This is a genomic window from Pontibacillus litoralis JSM 072002 (assembly GCF_000775615.1).
GTDB lineage: Bacteria > Bacillota > Bacilli > Bacillales > BH030062 > Pontibacillus > Pontibacillus litoralis.
In genome coordinates this window covers 1-24622 of sequence record NZ_AVPG01000034.1, presented here as the reverse complement: position 1 = coordinate 24622, position 24622 = coordinate 1, and the positions used below count along the sequence as shown (strand labels likewise).

The following is a 24622-nucleotide window of genomic DNA, read 5'->3' as shown; positions in this document are numbered from 1 at the left end:
GTTTCCGCCCATGCAGGGCGCACATCAAAAAGGCTAACGATCGATTTTCGTTAGCCTTACACATTGTATTACTTTTTCCAATTGCCACTATGATTTTCAACTACTTCTAACTCTTTTATGTTTGTGGTCATGTCATTTTGACAAATTGGGCATTTAGGAGTATCTTCACTTTTGAAGTTATCTCTCATCCACGCATTACAATCCTCAGATGTACACTCCCAGATTTTCACGTCTTCTTTTACAACCTCTTTTTGGTTTCTCTTACCAAACGCCATCTGAATGCCTCCCTCGGAATTGATGTATTTATATGAAAAAGCTACCGAACTTGGTAGCTTCTTTCATACTATAACTTTGTAACGTTTGCAGCTTGTGGTCCGCGGTTACCTTCAGTAATTTCAAACTCTACACTTTGACCTTCTTCAAGAGATTTGAAACCTTCTTGGTTGATTGCACTGAAGTGTACGAAAACATCGTCTTCGCCTTGAACTTCAATGAATCCAAACCCTTTTTCTGCGTTAAACCATTTAACTGTACCTGTTTTCATGAGAGAAAACCTCCATTGCTAAAATTCTTAATATGCTACATTTTCTTAAATAAAAAAACTCACATATTACAAAAAGCATCACATAAAATTGATCACTCTTTATAATAGATGAGTTCATGTCAATTTCAGCAACTAAACATTATAAAATTCACTTTGGCTTTACCAACGATTTTAACAATATAATTCCATGTTACTTGTATTGAATGGAAAAGTCAAGTTTATACTGGAAAGATTTTAAAATTAAACGTTATCAATGGATATTATAGCATATTCGTTTTATTTTATTCCTTTACCTACCTGTTTATGTGTGGAGATTATATTATTCTTGTCTAGACCAGATCAACTTGAATCACAGTTTTAGTATGAGTCCTCGAGACCTTGGAAGATTAGAACCATGCCCACAGAAAACCACTCCTTAAGCGAAATAAATTCCTCTCCCCCGAAATGAATTTTTCGGATAACAATAAGAATAGTTGAATTTTGAAATTGATTCGTTTATATAATTCAAAGCACGATCAGACCAAATAAGCATCATTTTGGGTTGCCATACACAAATGTTTTACAATCCCTTTAGTTGTATGATAAAGTCAAACAGAATGATATTAGGTCAAAGGAGATGTTCTTAGTGACATGGAATAGGAAGCTTTCATCCTTCTTAATAGGTGCGTTCCTTGTACTTGCCTTAGCAGCTTGTGGGAATGAATCAGAAGGTGACGTTGCCGCTGTTGTAAACGGTACAGAAATTTCAATGGATGAATTTAATCAAAATTATGAATCGCAAAAAGAACGCTTATCGCAAAGTATCGACATGACAGATGAGCTAGAAACAACATTAAAAAAAGACATTATAGATTTGTTAATCAACACGGAGCTTGTTCTGCAAAAAGCTGAAGAAGAGAATATTAAAGCTCCTGAAGAGAAGGTCAACGAGCAGTTTAATGGTCTTAAAGAGCAAATCGGTGAAGATAAGTTTACTAAAGCGTTAGAAGAAAATAATGTGACAGAAGAAGAAGCGAAAGAAGGCATACGAGAAAACTTACTAATTGAACAATACTTTAAAGAGAATACGGAATCAGCAAAAGTAACAGAAAAAGAGTTGCAAGATGCTTATGAGCAAATGAAGAAAGATTATGAAGAAACAAGGAAGCAAACCGAAGAAGAAATGCCAGAAGTACCGAAGTTTGAAGATGCTAAACAAAATTTAGAACAACAATTATTAAGAGAAAAAGAGATGGAACAACAGCAAAACGTCGTAAATAAACTTCGGGAAGAAAGTGAAATTGACATTAAAGTAGAAGCATAATAAAAGCAGTCGGCGTAATGTCGGCTGCTTTTATTGTAGTATTATTTAATATTATTTACTTCTTTTATAATATTTTGAATGTGACCATGATGTTTTTCTAAAGCTTTAAACACTTGCTCTCCTTCTAAATTAGTTAACATCGAGACAATCGCACCTTTTACCGTTCCATATGTTTCTAATGCTTTGCGAGCTTCTTCTTCTGATGCACCTGTAGCTTCTATAATTATATTGATGGAACGGACTTTTAATTTGTAATTAGATGGTTTTAAATCGACCATTAAATTGCTATATACCTTACCTAATTTAATCATTGTACCTGTAGAAAGCATATTGAGAATGAGTTTTTGAGCTGTTCCTGCTTTCAGACGAGTAGAGCCCGCTATCACTTCTGGACCTACATTTGCTTCTAAAGGAATATCAGCAATTTTAGCCATTTCAGAATGATGAGAGCATACAACCGCTATAACGAATGCGCCATTTTTTTTCGCTTCTTTCATGCCACCAATTGTATAAGGTGTTCTTCCACTTGCAGCAATACCTACAACAATATCTTGAGCATTTACTTGCTGTGCTATTAAATCTTTAGCACCTTGTTCCTCATCGTCTTCCGCACCTTCGAAAGCCTTAAACATAGCATGATTTCCACCAGCTATAACCGCTTGCACCTCGTTAGAAGTACTAAATGTTGGCGGACATTCCACCGCATCTAATATTCCTAAACGCCCGCTTGTGCCAGCACCAATATAGATTAATCTGCCTCCTTTTTTCATTCGATCAACGGTTCCATCAATCGCCTCAGCTATAGCAGGAAGTATATCCTTAATAGCATTGGGCACATTTGTATCTTCTTCATTCATCATGGACACTATTTCCAAGCTAGTTGCCTGGTCGATAGATAATGTATTGTTATTTCTTTTTTCTGTTGAAATGTTGCTAATTTTCATTGTTGATTCCTCCATTTTTTTCAACTTATGGGGTAGGATAGGTTACTGAACCAAGAATAACTGCTTTCTCTGCTCTTGTGACAGAAGGAACATTACTAGGTCGTTTATGAAATGTTTGATATGCTAAAATGGCAAAGGCTATTGCTTCTTTCGCTTCTGATGAATAGCCAATATCCTCCTGCGTAATCACATTAATTTCAGGAAGCAACTGTTGTATCATCTTGATTAGTGTATGATTGTAACTTCCTCCACCAGAAATAATTAGCTCATCAACTTTCGCTTTTGGTAAGACGTGCATTCTTAGCGACTGTTCAATACTTTTGGCAGTGAAATAAGTTGCTGTAGCTATTAAGTCTTCAGGATTTGAGTTCCTCCTTTCTGAAAGCCATTGATCTGTAAATGAAATCCCATATTTTTCTCTTCCTGTTGATTTAGGTGGGTTTTTTAGGAAATAGTCATCTGATAACCACTCATTTACTTGTTGGTAGTCTACTTTTCCTTTTGCTGCCCACTCTCCGTTTTTATCGTACGATTGTGCTAATAAACGTTCACAAACACGATCTATAATCATATTTCCAGGACCAGTGTCAAAAGCTATAATCTCTGAATCATTATCACTAGATACAATAGTCACATTACCAATACCGCCAATATTTTGTAGTGCACGATTCAATTGTTCATGTTTGTATAAAAGATGATCTACATATGGTACGAGAGGGGCTCCTTCCCCTCCTACAACCATGTCCATTGAACGGAAGTCTGATATTACTGGAACACGTGTTAAATGTGCTATTGGTGCAGGAGATCCCAGTTGAAGTGTTGATAAGTACTGGGACGGTGTTGGATTTGGTAAATGATAAACCGTTTGCCCATGAGACCCCACTAATTCTAATTCATCTAATGGAATATTTGCTTCCTTACAAGCTTTCACTACACATCTACCGAAGATAAAGCCTAACTCCATATGTAAACTACTATACAAAGCAGGCGTAGTAGACGTATCTGACATCGCATCATGAATTCTTTGCTTTACTTCCTCTTCAAATGGGTAAGTGGCAAAATATAAACAGTTAGGTGAAGTGAGATTGCTTTCATTGATTTCGATAATAGCTACATCTATCCCATCTAGGGATGTTCCAGACATAATTCCTGCAACTTTCACTTTGTATCCCCCCTACTTTTGTTATAGATAGAAATAACACCTAATATTGGGTTCTTATCAAGCATTTGAACACTTTCTACCCCTTTAAGCTTTAGTAAACTATTCATAATCTCGCCTTGAATTATTTCGTTATGTTTCAGCACACTACCGTATAGTTGAACAGGCAATGGTTCAATGGATTCTATATCGTTAAGGAGTGTTTCAACCTCATTAGCTAACATTTTGGCCGCTGTTTTTAAAATGTTTTGAGCGATGTTATTGCCATTATTTGAACAACGATTTATAAAATGAGCTAAAGAAGCTATATCGGATTTATTTTTTGAATAAAACCATTTTTTTACATCAGTGGCGGAATGACAATCAATTTCGTTCTTAAGAGCTACTTGAAAATCTAAATAAATATTTCTTTCGTATGATTCTAGTAAAGTTTGGATGGCTAATACCCCTATGTGATAAGCACTTCCATGATCACCAAGCAGATGCCCCCAACCGCCTCTTAAATAAGTGTTATAATCCTTTGTTTTGGCAAGCATAACGGATCCTGTACCAGAAACGACTAGTACCCCACTTTGATCAGAGAAAGCAGATTGGTAGGCTAACTCAATATCACTTACAACCACTATTGGTAGCCTTCCTAATGTTGAAATCGATTCCGAGAATGAAATATTTTCTTTTAGTGTTTCATAGCCTGCCATCCCAATAATAACTTGTTCGACATCCTCATTAATTTGTGCTGCACAATCTAATATAGCTTGTTCTATATTGAATATGGCATGATGGAAATCTACTACAGGGTTCCCACACCCCCTTGTAGTTTCATAAATAATTTCACCTGTTTCTCCATGGACAATCGCGGCTTTTGTAGAGGTTCCTCCTACATCTAGTCCAAGTAAATAAGTCATAATTTACATCTCCGATAACGCAAAAACTTGCCAAGGATTCAAAAATTCCAGTAATCTAATTTCTTCTTCGCGAATTCTACCAACAACATTGGTATTCCCGCTATTTTTCATATCCTTCAAAGCAATTTGTAATTCTCCTTTATATTGACCATAACCATTGTTCTCAATCAATACATCTCCTCGCCTAATATCTCTAGTTGTATGAGAAGGAAAGTTATGTGCTTTGTATTTTACACGGCTTTGTGTCGATCGAATTAAATAGTCGGAGACGTCACCTCTGTAAAAGTGTGGCTCGTTAAATAAAATCGTTCTTTCTAAATCCGTTGTTTCCTCTTCAACTTCAATGGAGAAAGTAAGCTTGTTGCGGTTGATTTCAGATAGCTTCTTTAATTCACTCTCTGATGCATACGCATTACCAATGATGACATCATCTATTAAACCAGTTGCGAATAAATGCTTAGCCTGAACATCAATTGGTAAATCACGATGTTCTTCTAAACTAGGTTGCCCTTCCATGATTGGCCACGGACCGAATGTAGCATCATTAGAAGAAATAAATGCAGCCGTACGCATGTTAGCATTTTTAAACTTCAAACTACATTCTTCGAAAAAGGAGTAAGAAAGCCCTGAATAACGATGTGGATAAAAATTATGAGAACCAATTAATTTATCTAAATTTGGCTTATGGGCTAAAATGTTGTCTATATATTTCGTAGCATTACTCATATTTAACTCTATAGTAAGATCATAAGGATTGTATGTCATTTGAGCTTCTTCACGCCCAGTAAAACCCATATCTAAACGAATCCCATCCGTTCCTAAATCAGCAAAGAATGATAAGTCGTCATAACTAATGTTTAACTCTTTAAAAATTCTCGGAGAGATGTCCGCAATAACTTCCATTCCACATTGCTTAGCAAATGAAATCGTTTCTTTAAATGAATGCATAATTTGTTCTTTATCTCCATCAACGGATAATAAGCAAGTGAATAAACGTGAAAAGCCATATTTAGCTCCTAGCTCGATATATTGCTTATCTCGTTCAATAGTTGAATGATTTGGATAGATAGATAATCCTAAGCGTCTCATGCGTTTTCCTCCTCTTTATTTTCTAATTGGTTTAAACGTTTCGTCATTTTAATCATTTTTTCGATTAGATTCACTTCACTAATAGATGTCATTAAATGATCTTGCGCGTGAATCATTAATAAGGAAAGTTGAATAGGTGTTCCATTAATTTCTTCTTGAATAAGCTTTGTTTGTGTTTTATGAGCCGTTGTTAATTCCGTTTTAGCCTCTGCAAATTTTGTTTCCGCTATTTCGTATAACTGTTCTTCTGCAGCTGCTAATGCTTCATATGCAAGGCTTTTTGCATTACCACCATGAGCAATTATTTCAAAAATTTCACTTTCTTTTGAATGATTCATGACAAATTCTCCTTTGTATGTGTAATTAAATTTCAAAAATTAATAATTTATATTGAAATTTTGTTTCATTATAGCATATACTTTAATAGAAATGTAAGCGCATTATAAAAAAGGAGGAATTATTTATGAAAGTACTATTTGTATGTTCCGGTGGAATGTCTAGTGCAATCGTAGTAGAAGCCTTAAAGAAAGAGGCAGCTAAAAAGGGTAGGGAACTAGAAGTAAAAGCAATTGGTACAAATGAGGTAGAGCAAGAAATTTCAAATGGTTGGTCTGTATGTATGGTAGCACCACAAATTCGTCATCGTTTTGACCAAGTAAAAGAACAAGCAGTAAAAGTTGGGGTACCTTGTGGGCAAATACCACCTCAAGCTTATACACCAATGGGTGGACCAAAATTACTACAAGCTATGGATGATATTTTAAATTAAAGGAATTGTTCGATTGGAGGAATGAACATGGGAGGTTTTGCGAATTGGTTAGACAAGAAACTATCTGGACCAATGGCAAGATTGGCGGAACAGCGACATTTACAAGCTGTACGTGATGGGGTAATTTCTGCATTACCATTTATAATAGTAGGATCATTTTTCTTAATTTTAGCATTCCCACCAGTACCTGAAGATTGGTTGATAGCTGAATGGGCTGCGAACAACGTAACAGATATATTGATTCCATATAGAATGACGATGTTTATTATGTCACTCTATATCGCATTTGGTATTGGTTATAACTTGTCGAAAAGTTATAATTTAGATCCGCTATCTGGAGCTCAGATGGCTACAGCAGCTCTATTATTAACAATTACACCTCAAGTAGTAGAAGGTGTTGGGTATACGTTACCGATGACGCCCATGGGAGGAAATGGATTATTTGTTACCATGATCGTTTCGATACTTGCTGTTGAAATATTAAGATTTTGTAAAACAAAAAACATTACGATTAAAATGCCACCTCAAGTTCCAGCTTCTGTATCACGTTCATTTGAAGCTTTAATACCAGTTGCCATTTTAATCGTATCTATCTCACTAGTTACAGTAGCTTTAGGGGTTGACCTGCATAAATTAGTGGAAAAAATGGTAGCTCCATTAGTTGCCGCTGGTGACAGTTACTTTGGAGTTATGCTACCTGTATTTCTTATTACTTTCTTCTGGTCATTCGGTATTCATGGTGTATCGATTGTTGGAACAATTGCCCGTCCATTATGGGAAGTTTATTTAGTAGAAAACTCAGCAGCAGTTGCTGAAGGCGCAAGCACATTGCCTCACGTAGCTCCAGAGACATTTTTCCAATGGTTTGTTTGGATTGGTGGAGCGGGAGCAACCTTAGGATTAATTATATCTATGTTACTATTTGCTAAGTCTAAGTATTCAAAAACATTAGGAAGAACTTCTGCAATACCAGGTTTATTTAATATAAATGAGCCAATTATATTCGGGGCACCAATTGTATTAAATCCTATTTTAATTGTCCCATTTATTATTACACCGCTTGTAACAGCTTCACTTTCTTATTTTGCAGTAGTATTAGGCTTTGTAACACCTACCTTTACAATGCCACCATGGACGCTACCAGCTCCAATAGGTGCATTTCTCGCTACTGGTGGCGATTGGAATGCGGTATTACTTGTTTTAATTAACATTGCTATTTCAGTCATTATCTATACGCCGTTTTTCAAGATTTATGATAATAAGCTTCTTGAGCAAGAAACGAATGAGGAACAAAATGAAACTGTAAATGCTTAATATATAGCTAGTTAAAAAGGAGAGAGAACAAATTCATCTCTCCTTTTTAACGATGAAAGGATGGATTCTATTGAATTCCCCACTACCGTCTATAAGCTTTAAAGGTGTTAGTATATTGGTATTATTTTTAGCAATTGGATTATTAGCTATACAACCAACACTATCTAGTATATTTAATTTATCAGAAGAATTTAGTATGTTTATGGCAATGGGAGTTACTTCAACTTTAGCAATTGGAATCGTGTTAACAAAAGTAGATGATCAAGTAATCAATCGACGTGTGAAAGTAAAACGCTGGCTATTAGGAGCCGTTATCGGACATGCGTTAAGTTTTTTGTTATCATATATACTTTAGAGTTTGTATGAAAGGAGTTTTTAGTTTATGCCTAACGCCTCAGGTGGATTGACGATGTTGAAAAGTATCCAAAATCAACTCCCTACCTCAGAAAGAAAAATTGCGCAATATATTTTGAATAACCCGCATGAAGTAGTTTCTATGACTGTGAAACAATTAGCGGATCATAGTTTAACGAGTGCAGCTGCAGTTATTCGTTTATGTAAGTCGCTTGATGTTAATGGATTTAAAGAATTGAAAATGAGAATAGCAGTAGATTTACAAACTTCGAAACCAAAGTCCTATCGGGATATTACGAAAAATGAATCAACTAAAGATATCATTATGCAAATGTCACAAAATAGCATTTATATCATTGAGGAAACTTCAGAATTGATTCGTTCCAAAGACATTGAAAGAGCTTCAGAATTACTAAAAAAAGCAAAAGCCGTTCATTTGTTTGGAGTAGGTGCATCTGGTCTTGTAGCGTTCGATGCGCAGCAAAAGTTTCTTCGGGCGGGTTTATATGCTTTTGCATTAAATGATGTGCACTTATCATTTACGGCTCTTTCCAACGCAACCTCAGAACATGTGGCCATCATCATCTCTTTTTCTGGTGAAACAAAAGAAGCAATCGAGTTTATTAAGTTAGCTAAAAGAAAAGGCATTCCAACAATAAGTATTACGAAGTATGGAACGAATTCATTATCTAAATTAGCAGACATTAACTTATATGCAGCTTCAACGCATGAAGCCATCAGTCGAAGTGCCGCAACCTCCTCTCGATTAGCTCAACTACTTGTTATTGACATTTTATTTATGACATATGTATCAAATAATTTCGACACTGTAATTGATGCACTCGATCAATCGAAACATGCCATACAGAATAAACAATCCCCTTACTAAGATGTGAAACAATTTGTACATAAATAATCCTCGAATAGCACGTTTAAACCTTGTGCTTCTTCGAGGATGATTTGTGGAATTCTTTTTACAACATCATTTCTAAGTACTTAAGTAGTTTCCTGATAAATTTTCCTTAATTGTATTTGTTTTTGTTTTACTTTTTCTATTTCAATCCCTTCTTGAAGGGAATAAAGCATTCCTTCTTCATACTCTTGAATCGTAGCTATCGTTTGCTTTTGTAATTCGTTCAAGCTTTCGTCCCATTGTGGTCCATAATATTTCGTTAACATCGTTGTTTGCTCTTTCATGTATAGCTCGATACGTTCTTTCATCTTTACCTGCATAGAATCTCTTACCTTATCTTTGTCATTGCCTTCAAAAAACTCTTTTTGATTTTTGTATCGCTGTAACTCCTCTTTAAAAAGCGTTAAAGGAAAATCGTTAAATGGTTGTTCAATCTCCGGTGTGATATATGTTTGATTTACTGGATGTGCCAGTGCTAAATCTTCATTTATTTGATGAAGATGATGCTGTAATTCTAATAATACTTCTGAGCTATATAGATGCAAAAAAGATTCAATTCGCAAACTAACCGCACGGATTTCTTGCATTAATTCATGGCCAATGTGATTGATTAATTGCTCTATTGCTCGTTGAAGTTGTTCTTTTCCTTGTGCACCTTTTCCCATTACTGTAGAAGGGTTAATATGTTCTTTAAAGAAGTCGCCGAAACGGAGTCCCATTCGTTCAGCTACGTAATACGTCTGTTTCTCGATTTTTTGTTCAACCACTTGATGGTAACGGCTAGTATCTAGTTGACTTGTTATCTGCTTCATTATTTCTGTCTGTTCGCGTAGTTTTTCCCGCTTTTTATCTTTTTCGCTTTTGTCTAATGAGGCGGACTTCATCATTTGATCGATGCGGTCCTTCACGCGATGGACATCATACATAGCTTCTTGGGTTAGCAATCCTGTTAAATCTTCCTTCATATAAGGATAAAAATCTCCCTCAAATGTCTTTATGCCGGAAGAAGGTAATACAGGGTGGCTTTTTAACGGTAGTCCTTGCTTTTCTTTCATTGCCATTAAACTAGACATTGCATACAGACGCGGATTACGGATACCAAACTTAGTTAATTGCTCTTGCATATAATTGGTTACAAGTTTTAGATCTGCTTCTGTTTCCGCTAAATCGGCTGCATTGATAATAAAGAACATCTTGTCCAAGCTAAAAGCATCTTTCACGCGTCCTAACTGCATTAAGAAGTCTTTATCTGCACCTGAAAAAGCGTGGTTATAATACGTTACAAATAAAATGGCATCCGCTTGTTTAATATATTCAAAGGAAACTTCTGTATGCCTTGCATTAACGGAATCCGCTCCAGGCGTATCAACGATTGTAATACCTTGTTCGGTTAAAGGACAGTCATAATATAAGTGTAACCATTCTACAAAGCAAGATTTCGTTTCATCTGCTACATAACTTGCGAACTGATCCATGTTAATTGTTATCGTATCCCCAACATGTTCCTTCATATCCTCGAATCCAGCAACCATTGCACGAATAAATGACAGTCGCTTTTGGTCGATTTCTCTTAGTTGCTTTGTATGTTGCAATTGTGATATCTCTTCAACTAGACCAGTTAATGACGTGGACTGAAGTTGGATAGGGGCAACGGCATATTGTATATCCTCGATTAAATGTTCGACCGACTTTACTTTCACCTCTACTGTGCCATGAGCAAACTGTTGATTAGATGGTGAAATTTTGTTAATAGCTGCAGTAGTTGGGTTGGGGGAAACAGGGAGAATATCATCGCCGAGCAATGCATTTGCAAAGGATGATTTCCCTGCTGAAAAAGCGCCAAACAAGGCAACAGTAAAATGCTTTGTTTCAATCCGCTGTTTTTTCTCCAGTAAGTGCTTTCTCACTGAGTTAAACCCGTGCATATCATCTAATAAAGAATGAGTTCGTTGTAACACATTTATAGCATGCTTTGCGCTTATTTGAGCGTCTACGTCTTTAGATTGTTTTTCCGTCTGTTCCACAGTAGTATTCGGCTTGTCTTCTTTCATGTACGCATCCAATGATTCTACTTGCTGAACACGATTGTCTCGGGCAATCAAAGCTTGCATTGCCTCCTCGATACTATTTTGATGGACTAGCTCTCCAGCCAAAACAGATTGCAGGGACTTTTTTTGCTTTGTCATCATCTGTTCCCAATGTTGGATTGTAGTCGTGATTTCTTCTTGTTTTTGTAATTCATTCGATTGAGCCTTATACGTATCTATCTCTGTTTCTGTTCGTTTCTCTAATACATTTTTCACTTGTTGCCAGTAATGAATCGCTTGTTGTTTGTATCTTCTCTTTACTTCAGTAGCAACATCTTGTGTAAAGTGTAAAATGTAATCTCCACCGCTTCCAGCTCCGGTCTTTAATAAAGCTTTAACGTCCTCCGGTTCAAATGAAATAGTTAACGATTGCATAGGTTGTAAGACGGATTCATTAAGTACCTTAAATTGTTTGGCTGTTTCGACTAATTTATTGCGTACCGGCCATTGCAAATTAGCTGTTACCTTCTCCATCAACTCTTGATAAAACTGTTGTAACCTTATTTGTCGCTCATCTTCTGTTTTCTTTTTTGTAAATAAAATACCTATTTTGAAATCTGCTTGCATCGATTCTACCCATAATCGTGCCTTTTCTCTTGTTTCATATGGCATGATATAAGCATTATGTAACGTAGATTGAATCTGCTGCAACATTTCTTGTTCAGATACTGTAGCAAGCTGCTCTAATTCGTTCATTTCGTTATACATGTCTGAACTAGATCCTTCGAATGTCACATTTAATTGCTCTGCTTCTAATTGTAAGGAGGCAATTTCCTCTTGAACATATTCCGTCTGTTGTTTAAGGTGTTCTTCAGTAATTGTAACACAAGCATCCTTCACCGTTTGGTACACATACTGAAGCTTAGCATCCATTAATTGATGTATTTCTTGCTGTAAGGCTTCATATTGATTTTCAGGATGATGAAGTTGTTTTAAAGATGTGAAATAGACTTTTGTTGGTTTAATCCCCCACTCATGAAACGAATCATAAACACTTTGTTGAAACGCTTCAAAGGTAAGTTCCTTCGATTGATGCTTATCTATTTGATTAATGACAATGTAAAGTGGCTTGCCCTTGTGCTGCATTTCTGTTAAGAAGGCCAAATTTACTTCTGACTGAACGTGGTTGTAGTCCATAACATAAAAGAGCACATCTACTATATGAAGAGCGGATTCTGTCATGATTCGATCTGCATCATTAGAAGAGTCAATGCCTGGTGTATCCATTATAATGACACCTTTCGGAAGCATAGTAGCAGCTTTCTCTAGTTCTATCTCGCGGATAGCATCACCATCAACGCAAAGCGACTTTAATGTGTCCATGTCATATGGTTCAGCAATTTCTATAGGGTTTCCTTCAACGAAACTAACACGCGCAAGACCACGTCCTTTCTTCACCTTCACCAAATTTGCACTTGTCGGAATCGGGCTTGAAGGTAATATTGCTTCTTGTAATAACGTGTTAATCATCGTTGATTTTCCAGCTGAAAAGTGACCAGCAAATCCAATAACAAATGTTTCTGTTTGGATTTTCTCTATTAAATCAAGCGCTTTCTTTGCTTCTTTATTTGCATTATTTTCTAGTAACAAATGATATAAAGTTGAGGTAATGGACAAGATTTGATCATTGCTTTGATTCACTTTGACATTCATATTTATGTAACTCCTTCTTTAATTTCCATTCCCCTTTATTTTAAGACATCAAAACTAGAATGAATAGGATAACTTCTGTTTTTCCTAGAAGTTATTCAAAATGTATGTATAGTATGGAATCGGGTGAAGATAGAGAGAAACAAGGAAGAAAGGCGAACATCCATGACTGGAAAAGAGAAGATTAGCCTCCAACAATTTATGCTTTTAGTGATTTTGTTTAATGTAGGTAGTGCTATTATCTTTATGCCATCTATTGTGACAATGGAAGCGAATCGAGATGCGTGGTTGTCCGTGATTTTGGCTATAGCCTTAACGTTTCCAGCTATTATAGTGTTCCATCATTTAGCGAAACGCTTTCCATTTCTGACAATGGTCGAATATAGTGAAATGGTGCTCGGAAAATGGATTGGCAAACTATTCTCACTCATGTTTTTGTTTGGGTATATTGCGCTTGAAGTATGTTTGACATTGTTTAATATTGGTTCCTTCTTAACAACACATTTTTTGATTGGTACCCCTATAGAAGCTGTATACATCGTTTTAATGACTGGTATTATTATTGCTTGTCGTTTGGGCTTAGAAGTATTTTCGCGCACCACACAAATCATTATACCTATCTTAATTATTCTTGTATTCTCTTTCTTTTTATCGACAATCCCATTAGTGAAGTTTCAGCAATTGCAACCAATATTGGAAGACGGCATAGGTCCAGTAATATCCGGTTCCTTACCATTAATCGGATTTCCACTAATCGGATCTGCTGCATTTTTAATGATATTCCCTAACCTTAATCAGACTGAAAATAGAGGGAGAACCTTTTATATTGCCTATTTTATAGCTGGTTTCCTTTTGTTTCTTATGACTATTTTATGCATTTTAGTATTAGGCGCAGATGGTACTCGTAATTCATTATTCCCTACTTATGAAGTTGCAACCAAAATCAAAATAGGGCAATTTATCCAACGCATCGAAGCATTGATTTCTGCTTTTTGGTTCGTTTCCACGTTCGTTCGATTAATCATTTTATACTATGTTCTTGTTATCGGTATAGCAAAATTAGCTCAGGTGAAGCAGTATAAACCATTCACTTTACCTCTAGGAATGTGGATCGTTGCCGTAACTATCATCATCGATCCAAGTAATGATTTTTTAATCCAATTTGACAAAGATATTCTATGGTTACACGCATTCATACTCTGTTTCGTGTTACCAATGGTGATTTTAGTTGTAGCTAAATGGAGAAAACTAACGAACGAGAAAGAAAAGTAGCTGTGAGGTCTACTTTTCTTCATTTATATAACGCTCTAATGCTTTGCACATTATTTCATCAAATGTATTCTCTTTTTTATCAGCCCAAATCATGACTTGCTCATACAACATTTTCGGCACATATACCGTTTTCTGCACTTCTCCAGAATGAAAGTAAATGTTACCATTACGATATTCCATCTCCCCTTTCACAATATGTCGTTGTAGTATACGATATTCTTCTTCTGTTAGTTGAACAGATCCTAATCGACAACGAACGTAATAATCACCATAGGCTTGTTCATATATTTGAATGTTTCTCTCTCCTAACTGTTGTATGATTTGAAACAACACTTGGTAAACAGGATGTTTGTAATGTCTTGGGATTGGAAACTGAAATTCCACAAATCCTCTTTTTCGAATAACTTTCTTATCATATGGCTTTATAAGTGATGGAATGTGTTCAACAGCAATAAATTCCCCTTCTTCAGTTAGAACTTGAAGTGGTGAAATGCTTATAACCCTTGCCATAGAGCCATTCACAGAAGTCTCTTCAAAAATATGAGCCTCTCGCGAAATTAGTTGTACCTTCCTCCCATATATACCTTCTTGATTTACTTCTCGCGTGTCGTTCAGAATATTCTTAAATCTATCTATTTCTTCTTTTGTAAAGTAACGTCGTTTTTGTTTACCTTTATATGTTACCAGGCTGCTTAGCTCTCCTTTTTTAACGAAATGCATGATATATTGCGGCGTAATTCCTAGATACCGAGCTGCTTCCTTAACGGTTAGCCCTTCCATAGAAAAGTGATCTATTATTCTTTCAACTTCTTCTTCTGTAAACCTATATCCTCCATCTCTTCTATAGGTGTCCTTATTCATTGGATTTGCAAGCCCTTGTTGAATTAAATATTGAATTTGTCGTTTTGTTTTATGTAACTGTGCTGCTACTTGTTCAATGGAGTAATACACATAATCACCTCAATTACATTTAATAAAATATAGTCACGCATTCTATCTTTATATATAATTGTAATTTAAAATAGAATAATAATCAATTTTTCTATGTACAATACAAAATAATATGATAGCATAAAATTATTAATATATTATTTGTAAGGAGTATTGCTATGAACGTGTCACTACGTAATGGAACCTTATCATTCCCTACTAGTCCGTATGATTGGAGAGACGACACGTTATACAAACAAGTCGTCGCACATGGCTATCGTCATATTGATTGGGAACGCATACCTGATGAATGGCTGCTTTATTTATTTTTACATGATGAACCAACATTAGGATCAAAAAGAAAAACATCGACATTAAAAGAGTATTTTCGAGATATTCACCATTTCCTGCAATACATACAGCAGTTCTCTCCTTCTGTTCGCCATATTCATCATGAGCAATTAGCGAATTATCAACTAGAATTAGAAACATTAGCATACAAACCAACGACCATTCGGCGCAAAACAACAGTTATTAAGTCATTTCTAATATTTTTGTACAAGCGTAATATTGTCCACGAAGATTTAACACAAAGTATGAAGCGAGTAGCCGTAAAGAAGGAACAGCTTGTGAATCGAGATTTTTATGAGGAAGAAGTTGAAGCATTGTTAAACCATTTTAAACAGCATGATTGGTTTATGTACACGTTGTTATTTGTACTTGTCTCCACAGGTTTACGAATTCAAGAACTCGCTAAAGCGAAATGGTCCGGGGTGTATTACCATCCTGACGTGCAGCTTCACTTCATTTCAGTTATCGGAAAAAGAGATAAAATGCGAGAAGTACCATTATTTGATGAAGTGCTGGATGTGTTAGTAGAATTCCGAGCTCGCCGCGGATTTTCTAGCGTACTTGTCGATGATGGGACTGCCCTATTCCCAAAGCCTAATGGTGATTCGTATCATTTTAAGTATTTAAGCAATGAATTTACTAAGCAAATTCAGGCCTTAGCGGACATCTTTCCATTTATCAAACGAAGAATGGATATGGAACAACAAATGAAAAGTGATGGTACGCCTATTAAGTTTAGAATTACCCCTCATACTTGCCGGCACTACACCGCTAGTTACTATCTTGCTAAAGGAGCCGATTTAAAGGCCATACAAGATCTACTGGATCATGAATCCTCCGTTACGACGGATCAATATTTACGCCGAACGAGGAAATTTAAAGATCATGCTGCTATAAAAATTGGTGGTACATTTATGAACTAATAAAACTACATTTGTCCGTTAATGTAGTTTTATTAGTTTACATAATATCATTATGGTCCACATAGTGTATTAATCAACTAATCGTAAAAGGGCCACCGCTTCTCTAGTTAACATAATATTATTATGGACCATATCATGTTGGTTCTCCTCCATATTTAACTGTTTTTTTTAATACAATTTCGAAATTCTGTCAGTATTTGTATTTTTAAAAAGAGCAATTATGAAATTGACTCTAATGATAACTTTTTATCAACTTTTCCAAGTCATTTAGTTTCATTCCAGAAATTCCATCACTAACTTGGATTTCAACATGGTTTATCATCCGTTGTAGGATTGTGTACTTTAGTACGATTCCTGTTACTATTCATAATAGAATTTCCCGAATTGTGACCTATTCCCATAGCATGTCCCCATTCATGAACTGCGGTACTTTTAGCAACATTCCTTTTTGTAATATTTGTATTCCCAGCGTTTATTTCACCTTTTAGCTTTGTAACAATTTTGGTGGTCTTATTATAAGTTGTTGTCATTCTTCCGTAATAAGTAGAGGATTTTTCAGACCAACTGTTTAAAATGTTCACGGAATTTTTGTGGTAATAAAGATTCATTCCATTCGAATTTTTCCAAGCTGAAGTAGAATTTATCCATCCGGTTTTTATAGTACAGGAAGAACAATCATCTAGTCTATTGCCCCACTTATAAGTCATGTTTTTTGAATAAAATTTCCACCCTTCCCTTACATATGCATCGGCTGTCTGGAAACTTGAGAAAACTAGAATTGTAGAAAGAGCCAAATAAATAAGGATTGAAACTTTCATATTGCTTATTTTCATTCTTATCCTCCTCAAAAGATTTAATTTTAACACTACTCAAATTGTTATTACTAATTGAGTCAAGTTTATGAAATTTTTAGAATTCATCGTTTTGTAAATATTTTCATTTTGTTTATAATATAATTGACTAAGAGAAGGAGGTTTTTAAATGAAGTTAAGACTATTATTTTTCTGTCTCATTTCAATAATATTATTATCTGCGTGTAACGATTCAAATGAAAATACTATTGAAGAAAAGACTACCACTCAGGTTATTGCAGAAGAAATCTTAAAAGACAATCCAAATGCAGACATTCTTGTGATTAATGAAAGAGTATATGAGAGAGATGATTCAATTGAAGATTATACTGAATCTTTAGGTGATGAATTGGGAAGAGTTGACCATGTATATACAGAGGGAGATGTCTTTAATAACGGTGTAGCAACAAAGTTACCCAAAGACACCAAAATCTATAAACCGGAAAATGATGAAGGTACTGATTTAATCCTCGTTAAGGTTGACGATAATATATATATATATATAGCGGAAAAGAAGAAGGTTAAACTTCTAGCAAGTTTAAAATACTGTCTTTACATGTCCCTTATAAACTGATGGGTAAACGGTTGTCAGTTTTTTTAATGCTTTATTGAGTTTATATTCGTAAATAAAGGTCCATTGTATAATTAAGTGCTACAGCTTAAAAAATAGAAAGTCATCCTCAATTGTAAAGTCAAATGCATAGTTTTTAATAAAAACCTTATGAGATAGCGATTTTCTTAAAAAGTCAATAATAACAGAGGTTAGCACGACTTTGTTCAGTGGATTCTCTAACCCTCTCCTTCATGAATGATCCTATTTAGCCAAGAAAAACAATTAATCAGCATCTGGGCGTTGTAGTGCTTCGATTAAAGATTCTCTAGGTGTCTTATAATTTAGTATTTTTCTTGGTCGATTATTGATGGCATCTGTATAAGCTTGTAAGTCCGTATATTTAAGACCTTTTAGTGACTTTCCTTTTAGGTATAAATCCCCTTAAAAGCCCATTGTGTCTCTCATTGGTGCCTTTTTCCCATGAGGCAAAGGCATGTGTAAAGAATACTTGTATATCTTGATTTTCTTCCTCTATAAGAGCCAGCGTAGAAAATTCTGAACCATTGTCCGTAGTTAGTGTTTTGAAGCATTCTAGACCTACTTGTTTCATCAGTTTTAGCGTTGTTTCTTGAATATCATCAGCATTCTTACTCCAAACCTTTTTTGTCAGAAGGACTCTGTTTTGTCTCTCAACCATGGTGATAATAACGGGTTCTCCCTTTGCCTTTTTGCCTAGTACTAAGTCTACTTCCCAATGCCCAACTTCTTCACGTGAAAGAACAGATTCGTCCCTTTCTTCGATACTTCGACCTAGATGCTTCGAATTGGTTCCCTTTGGATCGGAAGGCTGTTTCTTTCTAGGTCTCATTCGGGTTTTCATTGGCAGGTCGATATTTCGAACAGGAAGAATGCCCTGATCAATCAATGTATAGACTGTTTTGGTACAAGGAACGTGTTCCTCTGGATGATTTTTTCGATAAGCATGAACGAAGGTATCAACACTATGTTCACGTGGATTTTGTTTTGTTGAAAGAATCGCATTAGGTAATTCAGTAAAGAAGGTCTCTGAGTATTTATGGTAGTCTTTTGCATGACAAAGCTGTCTATTCCCTTGATAAACACGAGTTCCAGCATCAGCTAAGTAACGGTCATAATAAGTATGATTAGATGCCATTTGACGTGTTCTGCCACGTTTTAGTTCTCTCGATATGGTAGATTGGCTTACGTTTAGTTCTTTTCCCATTTCGGCTTGGGTGTAATTTCCTGACTTTGACATTTCTTCGAGTCGGCCTCTTTGGATGTCTGTTAGGTGTTTAAACGTTCTCTTAGTTGTGGTACAATTAGTTTCGGTCATGTAGATACTCCTTTACTTAATGGTTTGGTCACTTTTAAGTATATCGTATCTACATGATTTTTTTATATTTTCTTTATGCATTTCATTTTACAACTAACCAAAATATTTTATACTCTCACCGATTTAGTTATTTGTTGATTTTAACAGTAGAATATGATAAATAATAATTAGCACTTGATCAACCATAGTGCTAAAGAGTTTTGAGAGGAGTAACATATATGACAAAAAAAGAATTTAAAGCAGAATCCAAGCGATTACTAGACATGATGATTAACTCTATTTATTCCAATAGAGAAATCTTCTTACGTGAATTAATCTCTAACGCAAGTGATGCCATTGATAAGATTTATTACAAAGCGTTAACTGATGAATCATTAACGTTCGCCCAGGATAGTTACTACATAAAGATTGTTCCAAACAAAGATGACAGAACATTGACGATTATCGATACGGGTATTGGTATGACGAAGGAAGAACTTGAGAATAACCTTGGTACGATTGCCAAAAGTGGTTCTCTCGCTTTCAAAAAGGAAAATGAAGTGAAAGACGGATATGATATTATTGGTCAATTTGGTGTAGGATTTTACGCTGCATTTATGGTAGCTGATGTCGTAACCGTAACGACAAAAGCACTTGGTAGTAATGAAGCGTATAAGTGGCAATCTTCTGGTGCAGATGGCTATACAATCGAACCATGTGAAAAAGACGCTGTCGGTACAGAAATTACTCTGAAGTTGAAAGAGAATACAGAAGATGACAATTATGATGAATATGTTGAACAGCATCGCCTACAATCGATCATTAAGAAGTATTCCGACTTCATTCGTTACCCTATTAAAATGGAGACTACAGAAAGTAAGCTAGTCGAAGGTACCGACGATGAATACGAAGAAGTGATTGAAGAGAAAACAGTCAACAGTATGGTACCAATATGGAGAAAAAATAAACAAGAATTGACAGATGAAGAGTATGAGCAGTTCTACAAAGAGAAACACTATGGTTTTGACACGCCGCTTAAATCTATTCACCTAAGTGTAGACGGCACAATCCGTTATCAATCTATCTTATACATTCCAGAAACAATGCCTTTTGACTATTATACGAAAGAATTCGAAAAAGGATTAGAACTATACTCCAATGGCGTGTTGATTATGCATAAGTGTGCAGACCTATTACCAGACCATTTTAGCTTCGTAAAAGGAATGGTCGACTCCGAAGATTTATCCTTGAATATTTCTCGTGAAATGCTGCAACAAGACCGTCAATTAAAGCTCATTGCGAAAAATATAAGTAAGAAAATTAAAAATGAACTGCAAAGCCTACTGAAGAAAGACCGTGAGAAATACGAGAAATTTTATGAAGCATTTGGTCGTCAATTAAAATACGGAGTGTATAGTGACTTCGGCGCTAATAAAGAAGCTTTACAAGATTTACTGATGTTCTTCTCTTCTAAAGAGAAAAAGCGCATTACATTACATGAGTACGTGTCCAGAATGCCAGAAGATCAAAAATATATTTATTACGCTTCTGGTGATTCGATTGACCGCATTGAGAAAATGCCGCAAACGGAAATGGTTCTAGACAAAGGCTATGAAATCTTATACTTTACAGAAGATATCGATGAGTTCGCTATTAAAATGCTCATGACGTATAGCGAGAAAGAATTTAAGTCCGTATCTAGTGGCGACTTAGGCATTGAAGATAAGGAAGAAGACAATTCTAATGATGCAGACCCTCAAGAACACAAAGAACTGCTTGATTCCATGAAAGAAATATTAGCAGGTAAAGTAAAAGATATTCGCTTATCCAAACGACTGAAATCGCACCCAGTATGTATTGCGACAGATGGTGACATAACGATTGAAATGGAAAAAACGCTGAATGCAATGCCGAATAATCAACACATCAAAGCGGACAAAATATTAGAAATCAATGCAAATCACGAAGTATTCCATTCTCTTAAGCAAGCTCAGGAGCAAGACAAAGACAAACTTGCGCTATATACAAATTTAATATACAATCAAGCTCTTCTAATTGAAGGCTTACCAATTGAAGACCCAGTTTCATTCACAAATGACATGTGTAAAGTGATGGTATAACATAGGAAAGGAGCCTCCTTATTACAGGAAGGCTCCTTGTTATATATACATTGCTTCATTCACGAAATCACTTGAGTTCAAAATATTGGTAATGATAAAGGTCGTTGATTATATGGATGGGGTATTTTTCACTGTTAAATACAATTAATTTATAGCCTTCTAATTGGTTTTCAAAAGAAGTTATTTGTTTTGCGGATAAATCAGATATTTCTTCTTCAATTGTAAGTTCATAATTTCTTTTTGTTACATCATCTGAGATTACTGGTCCTTCAACCCAGGCACTTTGTTTTTTAGACAATAGCTCTTTCACTTCAGGAGGGTATTGAATTGCATAGTAATAAGTTGGTTGATGATTTTGTAGGAAGGTAAAGAGTTGCTGATCGTATACATAGTCAACTTCAAAATATAAAGAATTGTCATTTACTTGGAGAGAAAATTTTTCTACTTGAAAATGAGGAGGGATAAATTCTTCGCCATAATCTAACAGAACCTGTTCTTGTTTATTTTCCTCTTGAGGGTTTGTTTCAGGTAGTGTTGCTTTCTCGTTTGCCTCGGAGTTTGAGCAACTAATGGTCATTATTAATAAGCATAGAGCAACAAGGGCTTTAATCTTTTTTTTCATTGTAGTAAGCCATTCCTTTTAACGTTTGATTTTATCTGAATAACCTGAGTACGTCCATTCACCAGATACCCAATTTCGTTTTACTTCGATTCCTCTATCATAATACACTTCATACCCTGAGGTTTTTACTTCTCTACTTCCATGCCGGAGTTTGTATGTCGTATAAGGCGGAATCGTATACGTAATTGAAGTGGTAATAGATCTACTCTGACCTAAGCCTACCTCTGTTCCGACCCCCACTTCTGCAACCATGGTGTTAAAGCTTGCTGAGGAAGAGACAGAAGCATGGCTAGATTGTGTCCTAGTTACTGAGTGTGTTACAGTATCCGTTGTGGATCCGGGATTTCTGTGTGTGTGAGACCAATCAATGTCTAATCCCCTATTCATTGTAGACATGTGGTATTCCCACCCCCTATATGGGTCATATCGAGGTGTCAAGTCATCAGCAGCAACAAACATTGCATTACTAAACACCATCACCAAAGTAGTAAAAACAACGAGGGATAATCGCTTTACTTGGTTTTTAATCAACTAGAAACCTCCTTTTTATAATGTATACCTTGCTCCCATACAATGATAACATTCTGAAAATTGTGAATCAATGGTTTGAAAAATTTCATGTGCCTTTTTGCTGTTACACTCAAATTTGATTCCACTTTCTTGCTAAACGCAGTCAGTTCACCTTTTTTATAAACAAGACTTTTTTCTAACGAATTAATCTCTTTTTCTAACGTTAGTTTTTTAAATTTGGCAGTTTAAACATGTTCACGATTTGAACCTTTCTCCCCACGCTCTAAATTAAAACCAAGATTTTGCGTATGCTTTGGAAATTTATCTTGATCCATAATAATTCTTGCCGATTAAATACATTTTTCCCTTGTAATTTTCCATCACGCATTGGCACAACACATATGTAAGTGTGGCGTTTTCTCATCTCGATGTACTACTGCATGAGCAACATTTTGCTTTCCAAAACGACTGGCAACCTTTAGGTATACTGGATATAAGAGAAGAATTAGGAGGAACGCTAGCTGAATTATATCTTAATTTTAGATTTGCGCCTTTATAACATTAGCACAAAAAATCAAGTTACTTGAAAAATACTTAGTTATACTGGGTTCATAAGGTTAAGAGGTGACCAAATGTCCTATAAATACCATGAAAAGGCTATTCAAAGATCATTAAATTATATTGAACAACATCTGACTAATGAGATACAGATCAACCTTTTAGCTGAACATGTTGGTTATTCGAGATTTTATTTTCAACGTATTTTCCGAATGATTATTGGGAAGTCAATTGCTGAATATATAAGAGAACGGCGAATGACCCAAAGTGCGAGGGAGTTAATTACTTCGGATCAAAGAGTGATTGACATAGCTATGACCTATCAATTTAATTCGCAGGAATCTTTTACAAGAGCCTTTAAGAAAGTTTACGACATAACACCAGGAGATTATCGGAAACTGCTTAGAAAATTAGTTAGCAAAGGAGAGTTCATTGTGAGTACAAAAAGTAACGCACCTAACGGTTGGATTATGACGGGGGAATCGCCATTTAATTATGAAACTGGTTTAGATAACAGTGTTGTACATAGCGGTAATTACTCGGCATATTTGAAATCAAAGGATGAAAAAGCAAGAAGTTTTGCAACTTTGATGCAACAAATTAAGTCAGATAAATATCGAGGAGAACGGGTTCGATTTTCCGCATTTGTGAAGAGTATAGATGTTAAAGAAAGTGCTGGCTTGTGGATGCGGGTCGATCATTCTTCTGGAGAAGTCCTTGCTTTTGATAATATGATGAATCGTCCAATCAAAGGAACTAACGAATGGAATCATTTTAGCGTTGTATTGGATATTCCAATAAAAAGTGAAGTAATAGCATTCGGTGTGTTGTTAAATGGTTCTGGTCAAATTTGGATGGACAAACTTGGTTTTGAAGTTGTAGACGATAGTGTTCCAGTAACAGAACAAAGCCCCACAGAAAGTTTATCTAATGAACCTGTAAATTTAAATTTTGAAGATAATACTGCTGCCAGATGATGGAAAACCAATTTGAAAAAGGAGGAATTAATTAGCCGTGAGGAAGTTTTTATCAGTTCTATTACTAATTGTTAATTCGCTCACTTTTCTTATTGGACTTGGGTTTTTATTTGGAGAAGATAAGGAAAAAGATAATAATTTAAGACAGGAATAGTACCGCAAAAGGTCAACCATAAATATCTGGTTAACCTTATATTACGAACGGGCGCGTTTGTGGAACAAACAGGATAACAGGTAGGAATCATAAAAAGAAGTAATATTATTTTTCCATACTATTTTCCGATTACCCAATAAACAATGCTAAGGCAAAATAGAAAAGACATTAATGCATTCCATTCTCTACTCTTTTAACGATGTTAAAGATCAAATTCATCGAGCAATTTTTTCATATTTCTTTGTTGCTTCTTTTCTGCTGATTCTTTTATCTCTGCTTCTTTTTCGTTAATATCCGGAAAGTGGCTAGTCAGATTGTCTAGATTAACATTTTTATCTTTATGTTCTTCCATATTAATTAATTTGTCTTTAATCTTATGTTGATTCACTTGTGATCCTTTTACATCTTGTTAGTTTGTCAAATTAAGTGCAACAGTT

Annotated in this window: 24 protein-coding genes and 1 pseudogene; 10 read left to right on the top strand and 15 right to left on the bottom strand. The window is 35.4% G+C overall.

Annotation, left to right across the window (positions count from 1 at the left end; genetic code table 11):
• Positions 1 to 68: 68 nt before the first annotated feature.
• Complete coding sequence (locus tag N784_RS14820) at positions 69 to 275, bottom strand: cold-shock protein (RefSeq protein WP_198134441.1); 207 nt, start codon at positions 273 to 275, stop codon at positions 69 to 71.
• A gap of 68 nt (positions 276 to 343) precedes the next feature.
• A complete protein-coding gene (locus N784_RS14815) occupies positions 344 to 544 on the bottom strand; it encodes a cold-shock protein (RefSeq protein ID WP_036836139.1) in 201 nt (66 codons plus the stop codon).
• Between the two features lie 574 nt (positions 545 to 1118).
• Here N784_RS14815 and N784_RS14810 point away from each other — a divergent pair.
• Complete coding sequence (locus N784_RS14810; protein ID WP_269745342.1) at positions 1119 to 1847, top strand: SurA N-terminal domain-containing protein; 729 nt, start codon at positions 1119 to 1121, stop codon at positions 1845 to 1847.
• A gap of 41 nt (positions 1848 to 1888) precedes the next feature.
• Here N784_RS14810 and murQ read toward each other — a convergent pair whose 3' ends face one another.
• Genes murQ through N784_RS14785 form a run of 5 tightly spaced genes read right to left on the bottom strand, consistent with a single transcriptional unit; the run spans position 1889 to position 6282 of the window.
• On the bottom strand, positions 1889 to 2791 hold the full coding sequence (murQ, locus tag N784_RS14805; RefSeq protein WP_036836136.1) for an N-acetylmuramic acid 6-phosphate etherase: 903 nt from the start codon (positions 2789 to 2791) through the stop codon (positions 1889 to 1891).
• A gap of 25 nt (positions 2792 to 2816) precedes the next feature.
• Complete coding sequence (gene anmK, locus N784_RS14800) at positions 2817 to 3953, bottom strand: anhydro-N-acetylmuramic acid kinase AnmK (protein ID WP_036836135.1); 1137 nt, start codon at positions 3951 to 3953, stop codon at positions 2817 to 2819.
• Positions 3950 to 4855, bottom strand: coding sequence for an N-acetylglucosamine kinase (locus N784_RS14795; RefSeq protein WP_036836134.1), 906 nt, complete (start codon positions 4853 to 4855; stop codon positions 3950 to 3952). Before N784_RS14795 ends, anmK begins: the two co-directional genes overlap by 4 nt.
• Before the next feature lie 3 nt (positions 4856 to 4858).
• Positions 4859 to 5944 carry a DUF871 domain-containing protein gene (locus N784_RS14790; protein WP_036836133.1) on the bottom strand — a complete coding sequence of 362 codons (1086 nt, stop codon included), beginning with the start codon at positions 5942 to 5944 and terminating at the stop codon, positions 4859 to 4861.
• Positions 5941 to 6282 carry a PTS lactose/cellobiose transporter subunit IIA gene (locus tag N784_RS14785; protein ID WP_036836132.1) on the bottom strand — a complete coding sequence of 114 codons (342 nt, stop codon included), beginning with the start codon at positions 6280 to 6282 and terminating at the stop codon, positions 5941 to 5943. Before N784_RS14785 ends, N784_RS14790 begins: the two co-directional genes overlap by 4 nt.
• Positions 6283 to 6407: 125 nt before the next feature.
• Between N784_RS14785 and N784_RS14780 the strand changes: the two genes are divergently transcribed.
• The 4 genes from N784_RS14780 to N784_RS14765 all read left to right on the top strand — a co-directional run bounded on the left by N784_RS14780 (position 6408) and on the right by N784_RS14765 (position 9270).
• Positions 6408 to 6713 carry a PTS sugar transporter subunit IIB gene (locus tag N784_RS14780; RefSeq protein WP_036836131.1) on the top strand — a complete coding sequence of 102 codons (306 nt, stop codon included), beginning with the start codon at positions 6408 to 6410 and terminating at the stop codon, positions 6711 to 6713.
• 27 nt (positions 6714 to 6740) lie between these two features.
• A complete protein-coding gene (locus N784_RS14775; protein ID WP_036836129.1) occupies positions 6741 to 8027 on the top strand; it encodes a PTS sugar transporter subunit IIC in 1287 nt (428 codons plus the stop codon).
• 70 nt (positions 8028 to 8097) lie between these two features.
• A complete protein-coding gene (locus N784_RS14770; protein ID WP_198134440.1) occupies positions 8098 to 8382 on the top strand; it encodes a hypothetical protein in 285 nt (94 codons plus the stop codon).
• Between the two features lie 54 nt (positions 8383 to 8436).
• Positions 8437 to 9270 carry a MurR/RpiR family transcriptional regulator gene (locus N784_RS14765; RefSeq protein WP_052127360.1) on the top strand — a complete coding sequence of 278 codons (834 nt, stop codon included), beginning with the start codon at positions 8437 to 8439 and terminating at the stop codon, positions 9268 to 9270.
• Between the two features lie 107 nt (positions 9271 to 9377).
• Here the strand turns inward: N784_RS14765 and N784_RS14760 are convergent, their stop codons facing one another.
• A complete protein-coding gene (locus N784_RS14760) occupies positions 9378 to 13034 on the bottom strand; it encodes a dynamin family protein (protein ID WP_036836124.1) in 3657 nt (1218 codons plus the stop codon).
• A gap of 162 nt (positions 13035 to 13196) precedes the next feature.
• Between N784_RS14760 and N784_RS14755 the strand changes: the two genes are divergently transcribed.
• Positions 13197 to 14303, top strand: a complete 1107-nt coding sequence (locus N784_RS14755) for a GerAB/ArcD/ProY family transporter (protein ID WP_036836123.1) — start codon at positions 13197 to 13199, stop codon at positions 14301 to 14303.
• A 9-nt stretch (positions 14304 to 14312) separates the two neighbouring features.
• Here N784_RS14755 and N784_RS14750 read toward each other — a convergent pair whose 3' ends face one another.
• Entirely contained in the window at positions 14313 to 15254 is a 942-nt protein-coding gene (locus N784_RS14750; RefSeq protein ID WP_036836122.1) for a helix-turn-helix domain-containing protein, read from the bottom strand.
• Positions 15255 to 15412: 158 nt separating this feature from the next.
• Between N784_RS14750 and N784_RS14745 the strand changes: the two genes are divergently transcribed.
• Positions 15413 to 16507: a tyrosine-type recombinase/integrase gene (locus N784_RS14745; RefSeq protein ID WP_036836120.1), complete on the top strand. Its 1095-nt coding sequence runs from the start codon at positions 15413 to 15415 to the stop codon at positions 16505 to 16507.
• Positions 16508 to 16812: 305 nt separating this feature from the next.
• Here the strand turns inward: N784_RS14745 and N784_RS14740 are convergent, their stop codons facing one another.
• Positions 16813 to 17340, bottom strand: a complete 528-nt coding sequence (locus N784_RS14740) for a peptidase (RefSeq protein WP_232306040.1) — start codon at positions 17338 to 17340, stop codon at positions 16813 to 16815.
• A gap of 148 nt (positions 17341 to 17488) precedes the next feature.
• Here N784_RS14740 and N784_RS14735 point away from each other — a divergent pair, with 148 nt between their 5' ends.
• Complete coding sequence (locus N784_RS14735) at positions 17489 to 17932, top strand: hypothetical protein (protein ID WP_036836118.1); 444 nt, start codon at positions 17489 to 17491, stop codon at positions 17930 to 17932.
• A gap of 379 nt (positions 17933 to 18311) precedes the next feature.
• Here the strand turns inward: N784_RS14735 and N784_RS14730 are convergent, their stop codons facing one another.
• Complete coding sequence (locus tag N784_RS14730; RefSeq protein WP_084600291.1) at positions 18312 to 19265, bottom strand: IS30 family transposase; 954 nt, start codon at positions 19263 to 19265, stop codon at positions 18312 to 18314.
• A gap of 218 nt (positions 19266 to 19483) precedes the next feature.
• Between N784_RS14730 and htpG the strand changes: the two genes are divergently transcribed.
• Complete coding sequence (gene htpG, locus N784_RS14725; protein ID WP_036836117.1) at positions 19484 to 21364, top strand: molecular chaperone HtpG; 1881 nt, start codon at positions 19484 to 19486, stop codon at positions 21362 to 21364.
• Between the two features lie 67 nt (positions 21365 to 21431).
• Here htpG and N784_RS14720 read toward each other — a convergent pair whose 3' ends face one another.
• From N784_RS14720 to N784_RS16435, 3 genes and pseudogenes are all read right to left on the bottom strand, one after another.
• Positions 21432 to 21986, bottom strand: a complete 555-nt coding sequence (locus N784_RS14720) for a hypothetical protein (RefSeq protein ID WP_036836116.1) — start codon at positions 21984 to 21986, stop codon at positions 21432 to 21434.
• A gap of 18 nt (positions 21987 to 22004) precedes the next feature.
• On the bottom strand, positions 22005 to 22517 hold the full coding sequence (locus tag N784_RS14715; protein ID WP_156965284.1) for a hypothetical protein: 513 nt from the start codon (positions 22515 to 22517) through the stop codon (positions 22005 to 22007).
• Between the two features lie 83 nt (positions 22518 to 22600).
• Positions 22601 to 22963 (bottom strand): annotated as a pseudogene (locus N784_RS16435) (plasmid recombination protein); the annotation flags it as partial.
• A 165-nt stretch (positions 22964 to 23128) separates the two neighbouring features.
• On the opposite strand from N784_RS16435, the gene N784_RS14705 reads away from it, so the two are divergent.
• Positions 23129 to 24031, top strand: coding sequence for a helix-turn-helix transcriptional regulator (locus tag N784_RS14705; protein WP_036836115.1), 903 nt, complete (start codon positions 23129 to 23131; stop codon positions 24029 to 24031).
• A 356-nt stretch (positions 24032 to 24387) separates the two neighbouring features.
• On the opposite strand, the gene N784_RS14700 is transcribed toward N784_RS14705, so the two are convergent.
• On the bottom strand, positions 24388 to 24573 hold the full coding sequence (locus N784_RS14700; protein WP_036836114.1) for a hypothetical protein: 186 nt from the start codon (positions 24571 to 24573) through the stop codon (positions 24388 to 24390).
• Between the last annotated feature and the right edge of the window lie 49 nt (positions 24574 to 24622).